We start from the raw sequence: 4,861 nt of genomic DNA on the forward strand, positions 1-4,861 counted from the left end.
CGGCGACAGGCGGGCCGGCCGGTGACACCGGTGCTGAGCCGGGAGCGGATCGCCCAGGCGGCGCTGGAGCTGGTGACCCTGGACGGGGCCGACACGCTGACGATGGCGGCCCTGGCCCGGCACCTGGGGGTGGCCGCGTCCGCGCTGTACAACCACATCGGCGGCAAGGCCGAGCTCACGGCGCTGCTGCAGGATGCCGTGATGGGACGGGTGGACGTCAGCTCCCTCGAGGCGTTCCTGGACGGTTCCGGGTCGCTGGCCGCGGCGCTCGCCGACTGGGGCCGGTCCTACCGCGAGGTCTTCGCCGCCCACCCCACGCTGATCCCGCTCATCGCGACCCTGCCGATCTCCGGGGCGCCGACCACCCGGGGGATGTACGACGTCGTGGCGGCGGCCCTGAGCCACGCGGGGGTGCCCGACCCGCGGGTGGTGCCGGTCATCATCGCCTTCGAGTCGTTCCTGTTCGGATCGGCCATGGACGTGCACGCCCCGGCCTCCATCTTCACCTCGCGGCCCGGTGAGTCCGATGCGCCCAACTTCCAGCGGACCGTGGACTCCTTCATGGCCTCGCTGGCGGCCGGTGACCAGGGGACGGGTGCCGCCGGGCAGGACGCCGTCCCGGAGGCGGCCCAGCGCAATCCCTACGCGGATGCGCCCTTCGAGCTCGGGCTCGATGCCCTGATCCACGCCACCCTGCGGCTCGTTCCCTGAGCCCGTGCCCTGATCAGGAGTCGAAGCCCATGCCCAGGGCCTCGGTGAACCTCAGCCACAGTCCCTTGCGTCCGCCCCGCCGGTCCGCCCGGGCCATCTCCCGCTTGGTGATCTCGATGCCGGCCCAGGCCAGCGGGTCGGGAGGGAAGGGTGCCGGCTTGCGCCGGACCATCTGCAGCCCGGTCAGTTCGGTGTCCCGGCCCGAGAGCAGGTCCAGCATCACCCGGGCGGCGAACCGGCTGGCGCCGACGCCCAGTCCGGTGAACCCGGCCGCACGCGCGGTCAGCCCGCCGTGGGCGGTGTCGAAGAAGGCGAAGAACCGCGAGCAGGTGTCGATGGCCCCGCCCCACTGGTGGCTGAAGCGCACGCCCTCCAGTTGCGGGAACGTCGCCAGGGTGTGGGCGGCGAGCCGCCGGAAGGTCGCGGGGCGCTGGTCGTAGGTGCCGGAGACGCGCCGCCCGTAGTGGTAGACCGCGTCGTAGCCGCCGAACAGGAGCCGGTCCCGGCCCGTGGCGCGGTCGGTGGCCAGCCGGTAGTAGTGGAACCGGGAGTCGGGGTCGTCCAGTCCCTGCCGGCGACGCCAGCCGAGCGCCGCGGACTGCTCCGGTGTCAGCGGTTCGGTCATCAGCGCGTAGTCGTAGACCGGGACGGTGGACAGTCCCGTGCCGGGCAGCAGGGACCGGTAGGCGTTGGTGGCCAGGGCGACCCGCCGCGCCGTGACCACGGCGCGGGGCGCTCCGCCCCCGGGACCCTGGTGGCCGCCGTCGTACGTCTCCTGCGGAAGGGGCCCGGTGCGGGCGGGAAGGCCCTCGACCTCCCCGCCGACCGTGGCCACCACTCGGGCCCCGGCGCCGGTGCCGGTGCGGCGCAGTTCCGGGACCGGTGAGTGCTCGTGGACGCGCACGCCCCGCTCCAGGCACGCACGCTTGAGCCCCCAGGCCAGCCGCGCGGGGTCCACCAGCGCGGATTCCCGGTGCCACCACAGCCCGGCCCGGTAGAGCGGCGAGGCGACCTCGGCCCGGACCTGCTCCCGGTCGAAGAAGGTCGACTGCGCCGGATCGGTCTCGTGCTCGCGCCGCAGCGCGTCCACGTGGTGGTCCTCGACGGCCACGGTCATGCTGCCGTTCCACTCGAAGCCGCAGTCGATCCCGTACCGCTCGAGGGCCTGCCGGATCTCCTCCACGTTCTGCTCCCCGAGCTCGTCCAGCCGGTCGACCTCGTCCGGTACGTGCAGCACCCCGTTGGCGCGTCCGTGGGTCAGCGAGGTCGAGACGAACCCCCCGTTGCGTCCCGAGGCGGCCCAGCCGCACTCGTGCCCCTCCAGCAGCAGCACGTCCCGGTCCGGGTCCCGCTCCTTGGCCAGCAGCGCGGTCCACAACCCGGTGAAACCGCCGCCGACCACCAGCAGGTCGGTCGTCGTGTCCCGGGACAGGGCGGGCTCGGCAGGCGGCCGGTCAGGGGAGTCCAACCAGTAGGAGATGGCCTTGGCGCCAGCCAGCGCCGCGTCCACGACGCCGGCCGGCACCTCCCGCTCGGCTCTCTCATACGCGGTCAGGGGCGAGGCCTCGTCGGGTCGTGGCGGCTGCGGCACGGGGTTCACCTCGGGTCCCGGATCAACCGGCCGCGTGGCGGTCCGCGACCTCGAGCGCCTGGTCCAGGATGTCCAGTCCCTCGCGGAGCACCTCGTCCGGGGTGTTCAGCGGCGGGGCCACGTGGATCCGGTTGTAGTTGGCGAACGGCAGCAGGCCCAGCCTCTTGCACTCGCCGATCAGCTCGTTCATCTCCGGGCTCGAGCCGCCGTAGGCCGCCAGGGGTTCCTTCGTGGCCCGGTCCCGCACGAGCTCCACGGCCCAGAAGGCGCCCAGTCCGCGGACGTCGCCCACCGAGGGGTGGCGGTCCCCGATCTCCCGCAGGCGGGGGCCGATGACCTCCCGGCCCACGCGCGCGGCGTTCTCCACCATGCCCTCGTCCTTCATGGCGTTGATGGTGGCCACGGCGGCGGCGCAGGCCAGGGGGTGCCCGGAATAGGTCAGCCCGCCCTGGTAGACGCGCTCCGCGAAGGTCTCGTAGACGGCGTCCGAGATGGCCACGCCGCCCAGCGGGACGTAGCCCGAGTTGACGCCCTTGGCGAAGGTCATCAGGTCGGGCTCCATGTCCCAGTGGTCGACGGCGAACCACTCACCGGTCCGGCCGAAGCCGACCATCACCTCGTCGGCGATGAACATCACGCCGTACTTCCGGGTCAGCTCCCGGACCCCGGCCATGTACCCCGCCGGCGGCACGTAGATGCCGGCGGTGCCGGGGACCGACTCGAGGATCAGGGCCGCGATGTTCTGGGCGCCCTCGAGCTGGATGACCTGCTCCAGGTGCTCCAGGGCGCGCTCGGTCTCCTGCCGGTCATCCTGGGCGTGAAAGTAGCTGCGGTAGGGGTAGGGGGGCATGAAGCGGACGACGCCGGCCGCGGACCGGTCGGCGTCGAACCGGCGGGCATCACCCGTGACGTTCACGGCCAGGTCGGTGCCGCCGTGATAGGACCGGTAGGCCGAGAGGACCTTGTGCCGGCCGGTGTGCAGCCGCGCCATCCGGATGGCGTGCTCGACGGCGTCGGCGCCGCCGTTGGTGAAGAACACGTGGTTCAGGTCCCCCGGGGCCAGGTCGGTGACGAGGCGGGCGGCCTCCGACCGGGCGTCGTTGACGTGGGCCGGGGCGATCGTGGCGATCCTCGCGGCCTGGTCCTGGATCGCGGCGATGACCTTCGGGTGGGAGTGGCCGATGTTCGTGTTGACCATCTGGGAGGAGAAGTCGATGAGCCGGCGCCCCTCGCCGTCCCAGACGTGGGGGCCCTCGGCCCTGAGGATGGTCATCGGGCTGATCTTGCGCTGCGCGCTCCACGAGTGGAAGACGTGGGCGCGGTCGAGGTCGAACGCCTTGCGGCCCTCGGCGATCAGGTCCTCGGTGATGGCGGGATCGGGGGTTACCGGCTGGATGGTCATCTCGTCTCCTTCGTCGAAGCTGCCTGGTCTCGATCGTGCCATGACGGGGCGCGCGGCGGGTGAGGCCGGTCGCCCGCGCGCCCCGTCCCGGCCGCCGGTTCGGTCAGATCCTCGCCCAGGCGTCCTGCAGGACCCCGCGCAGGATCTGCTCGATCTCGTCGAACTCGGGCTGGCCCAGGGTCAGCGGCGGGGCGAGCTGGATGACCGGGTCGCCGCGGTCGTCCGCGCGGCAGTACAGTCCGGCCTCCCACAGCGCGGGGGACAGGAAGTCGCGCAGCAGCCGGTCGGCCTCCGGGCCCTCGAAGGTGGTCTTGGTGGCCTTGTCCTTGACCAGCTCGATGCCGAAGAAGTACCCGGCCCCGCGCACGTCGCCCACGATCGGCAGGTCCAGCAGCTGTTCCAGGGTGGCCCGGAAGGAGTCGGAGCAGCCCTGGACCCGCTCGTTCAGCCGCTCGCGTTCCATGATGTCCAGGTTGGCCATGGCGACGGCCGCGGCGACCGGGTGACCGCCGAACGTGTAGCCGTGGTAGAAGGTCGAGTCCTTCGAGAAGGGCTCGAAGAGCCGGTCGGAGGCGATCATCGCCCCGATGGGGGCGTACCCGGAGGTCATGCCCTTGGCGCAGGTGATGATGTCCGGGGTGTAGCCGAGGTCGGTGCAGGCGAACATCGAGCCGATCCGGCCGAAGGCGCAGATCACCTCGTCGGAGACCAGCAGCACGTCGTACTCGTCGCAGATCTCCCGGACGCGGTCGAAGTAACCCGGCGGGGGCGGGAAGCACCCGCCGGCGTTCTGCACCGGCTCCAGGAAGACGGCGGCCACGGTCTCGGGCCCCTCGAACTCGATGGCCTCGCGGATGCGTTCGGCGGCCCAGAGCCCGAAGTCCTTCTCGTTGTCCGCACAGAACTCCGGCGCCCGGTAGAAGTTGGTGTTCGGCACCCTGAACCCGCCCGGGGTCAGGGGCTCGAACTGCTGCTTCAGCTCGGGGATGCCGGTGATGGACAGGGCGCCCTGGGGCGTGCCGTGGTAGGCGATGGAGCGGGAGATGACCTTGTGCTTCATCGGCCGGCCGGTCTCCTTGAAGTAGTTCTTGGCCAGCTTCCAGGCGGACTCCACCGCCTCGCCGCCGCCGGTGGTGAAGAACACGCGGTTCAGGTCC

The 4,861-nt window shown here is 72.0% G+C and carries 4 protein-coding genes; 1 reads left to right on the forward strand and 3 read right to left on the reverse strand.

The features are described from left to right. Nucleotides 1–711 (forward strand): TetR/AcrR family transcriptional regulator (locus Q0283_RS03315; protein ID WP_298042911.1); only part of this gene is annotated, 711 nt, incomplete at its 5' end. Between the two features lie 13 nt (nt 712–724). Here the strand turns inward: Q0283_RS03315 and Q0283_RS03320 are convergent. The 3 genes from Q0283_RS03320 to Q0283_RS03330 form a co-directional block, all read right to left on the reverse strand. Continuing rightward, complete coding sequence (locus Q0283_RS03320) at nt 725–2,302, reverse strand: FAD-binding oxidoreductase (protein ID WP_298042913.1); 1,578 nt, start codon at nt 2,300–2,302, stop codon at nt 725–727. Between the two features lie 22 nt (nt 2,303–2,324). Continuing rightward, entirely contained in the window at nt 2,325–3,704 is a 1,380-nt protein-coding gene (locus Q0283_RS03325; RefSeq protein ID WP_298042916.1) for an aspartate aminotransferase family protein, read from the reverse strand. Nucleotides 3,705–3,807: 103 nt separating this feature from the next. Beyond that, nucleotides 3,808–4,861 (reverse strand): aspartate aminotransferase family protein (locus Q0283_RS03330; protein WP_298042919.1); only part of this gene is annotated, 1,054 nt, incomplete at its 5' end.

It is taken from the genome of uncultured Citricoccus sp. (assembly GCF_937871995.1).
Taxonomy (GTDB): domain Bacteria; phylum Actinomycetota; class Actinomycetes; order Actinomycetales; family Micrococcaceae; genus Citricoccus.

What these genes read in the sequence shown, in the direction of transcription:
- Q0283_RS03325 (WP_298042916.1), bottom strand. Translation starts at nt 3,704, where the DNA reads ATGACCATCCAGCCGGTAACCCCCGATCCCGCCATCACCGAGGACCTG.